The sequence below is a fragment of the Enterococcus sp. B2E4 genome (assembly GCF_030499455.1).
Taxonomy (GTDB): Bacteria; Bacillota; Bacilli; order Lactobacillales; family Enterococcaceae; genus Enterococcus_D; species Enterococcus_D casseliflavus.
The window spans coordinates 1-2,975 of the sequence record NZ_JAUKPK010000045.1; the positions used below are offsets into that span (position 1 = coordinate 1).

A 2,975-nucleotide genomic window follows, 5' to 3' on the forward strand; every position below is an offset into this window, starting at 1 on the left:
CAAAGCGATAGGTCCAGTTGCCTTTTTTATCTGCTTTTACGATTTTTTCTGCGTATTTTTCGCCGTTTTGCATCAGCTTGACCGTAATGCTTTCTGGGCGTGTGTTGAATTGATTGTCGTTGTCATTCCATGTCTTCGTTCCCGATACTTCTGTCGTTTCAGTGTTACGGTAGGTGTTGACTAGGTCATAGCCGTTTACTTTGGTGGTGTATCCTTCAACGGGTGTTTCTTGTATTGCGTAGTCATAGGTCTGACCAGATTCGTCGGTTGTTGGTAGATCGGTAAATTCATAATGCCATTCCCCCTCTTTATTCGGGGTAACCGTTTTTGTTTGGAACACTTCACCGTTTTGCAGTAATTGAACCGTAATGCTTGTCGGACGAGTATTAAATTTGTTGTCATAATCGTCCCACGTTTTGGTTCCGCTGACTGTCGTTGTATCAAGAGACAGCAGGTGATTCATTGCAGCAAGTTTGATTATCGGTACAATCGTTTCATTGGCTTGAAGATCCCAGCGGTGGGTTTCCGCATTGACCAATACCGTATCAGCAATGATACTGCCGTCAACATTTTGGTGGACATCAACTGTATCACCAACAGCCAAAATCGTTCCTTGGAAGGGACTATTAATCGAAATCATTTGATTTTCTGGCTGATTAATAAAATTCCACAGGATAACGGCATCATCAAAATCTTCTGTTTCATGACTATTGCGCGTCGTGCCATCTGTATATTCTAGTTTGATTTGCGACTTGATATTAACGGTACTTGCTCCTTCGGTATCCACATTGATGAGCACAGGAGACGTGCCTTTTGTTAGCCCTTTGATGGTAATAGGTGTATCTTTTTCTAATTCTGTTTTTGAAAGAGTAACGACGACCTTTTGATCTTCTTCATCAATAGTATCTGCCGAAAAGGAAATTGGTTTTTTGTCGATTAGATAACCGTCTGGCGCTTCTGTTTCAACAAAGGAATAATCCCCTTCTGGAAGATCCGTTTCGATTACTTGTCCATCATCATTTGTGACCTCTTCATCAACCTCTTTATGTGTCTTTTTATTTTGAAGTTCGTAGACACCGTCATCAAGGGGGTTTCCTTGTTCATCCGTTAAGGTCAACACAACCTCTTGCGTATCATTTTCAGCACGGGCGGTATTGATGACCCGCTGATTATTATCAGTAAAATCTTTGGTTACACCGGGTGTTTGCGGATAGGCTCCTAGCCTTTCTGACGTCGCCTGTAACGTTGAAAATACCTTTTTAAAATCTATATACGGTTCACTTGCAGATTGATCTTGGAAGACTTCGGAAGTTTTCAAGTGATCCATTCTCTGTCCATTTACAAAAACGGCAGGTTGTTGATTTTGATCTACTAAATCTACTGTGACTGATGGGCCAAAGACAACTTTGTTTTTTCTGCTATCAGTTCCTGACACAAAGGAAGAATTTGCGATCGTATTGACCTTTTGAATATAATTGATTTCTGTTGCCAACGAACCATCCTGAATACTGGTTCCAAAATTGACATTGCCATTTAGTTCCCCCACTGCTAAGTTTCCGTTCGTGTGGGTATTTAGCGTCGCATGGTTAGCAAAAATATGAAAATACTGAGCTTCTCCTAGAAGTACGTTATCAACTTCTGGCACATCATTCTTAAAGCTGCCGCCACTTGATAGTTGTGAAGCTGCTGGCGCACTTGCTTGTGTATCAAGTGGTGATTCGATTGCTGTTGATGCGGTAGTTGATTCTGCTTGTGGTTGTGACTCGCTGCTTTTGTGGCAGGCTGTTTTTCGGAAGCCTCTGTTTGTTCCTGACTGTCAGCAAGCACTGCTTCGGCACTCGTTGCTTCTGTGGATTGATTGTCAGGTAGAACAACTGCTACATCTGTTGTGTTGATAATGTCTTCTTTCACTTGTCCATTTTCTTCCTCTGTTTGAAGAAATGCGGATTTGATTGTCAAAGTTTTAAGAGCTTTTGTTTGAAACGTTAGCGTCATTTGGCTAAAGGAGCTGCTAGTAGTTTCTTCCATCAGCTGCTGTCTTTGCGGATCATATGTAAATGGCGTGCCGTTGCTTTGGATTGATTCTGGCAGAACCGTTTGTTCTCCTTCACTCAAACTGAATGCTAGTTGATTAGCAGCAGACTGCTGATTCTTTTCTACCTCGATCGTCCAAGTGATTTTTCCTGTCGTAGGATCTGGTAATGAGGTCACTTGCGCTGTTCCTTTTTCATTTTGAAATAGAATTATTTTGGTGTTTCCCTCGGTGTCCGCATGAGCTGTAAAGACTGGTAACAATGGTGTCACATAGGACATTACAAGCAAAGACAACATAACAATCGGGTAAGATATTTTTTTCACATAAGTACGCATTTCTCTTCCTCCAAACAACAAATTCTACTCAGGTGATTATCCTAATCGGAAAGAAGAGAAAATGCAAAGCTAGTAAAATTTCAATTCTGTGAAAAAAGTGAGAGAAACCATTGATACCTGTCTTTTGATTTCAAGCGAATTTGTGAAAATGAAATAGTATTTCTTTAAAATCAAAATATAAAAGAATAATACTTTCATAAAAAATAGTCAAAATCGATAAAGATTGTTTTGATCGTGACCAAAGTCTTTTTGTTTCAACTCAACTGCCCAAAGCTTTTGCCACGCCTTCAACAAAATTTCACTTGTTAGAAACTATCATTTTGAAAATACCGATGAAAACTTTCATAAAACATCCATTTATTTTCATTTTATATTAAAAAAATTTTAGCAGATTCTTTAAAACCTTATGGTTATTTTCTGCCTATTTATAAGATCTCTTAACTTTTATGAAACAAAAAACTCTGATGTCGTGGCAGCTGATAAGAATCAGCCGCCACAGAACATCAGAGCAAATCAATGAAATTGATTATTTATTTTTCAAGTTGTAGAATGCTTGCAAACCTTTGTATTCAGCAACTTCACCAAGTTGGTCTTCGATACGTAGC

The 2,975-nt window shown here is 39.3% G+C and carries 2 protein-coding genes; both read right to left on the bottom strand.

The window, feature by feature from the left end; genetic code table 11:
- Positions 1-1,645: Cna B-type domain-containing protein (locus tag Q1X33_RS16515; protein ID WP_301969846.1), on the bottom strand; the 1,645-nt coding region annotated here is incomplete at its 3' end.
- Positions 1,618-2,370: a hypothetical protein gene (locus Q1X33_RS16520; protein ID WP_005228693.1), complete on the bottom strand. Its 753-nt coding sequence runs from the start codon at positions 2,368-2,370 to the stop codon at positions 1,618-1,620. The genes Q1X33_RS16515 and Q1X33_RS16520, both read right to left, overlap by 28 nt.
- Between the last annotated feature and the right edge of the window lie 605 nt (positions 2,371-2,975).

Excerpts from the sequence above, each read along its gene's own strand:
- Q1X33_RS16520 (WP_005228693.1), bottom strand. The coding sequence starts at position 2,370 with ATGCGTACTTATGTGAAAAAAATATCTTACCCGATTGTTATGTTGTCT.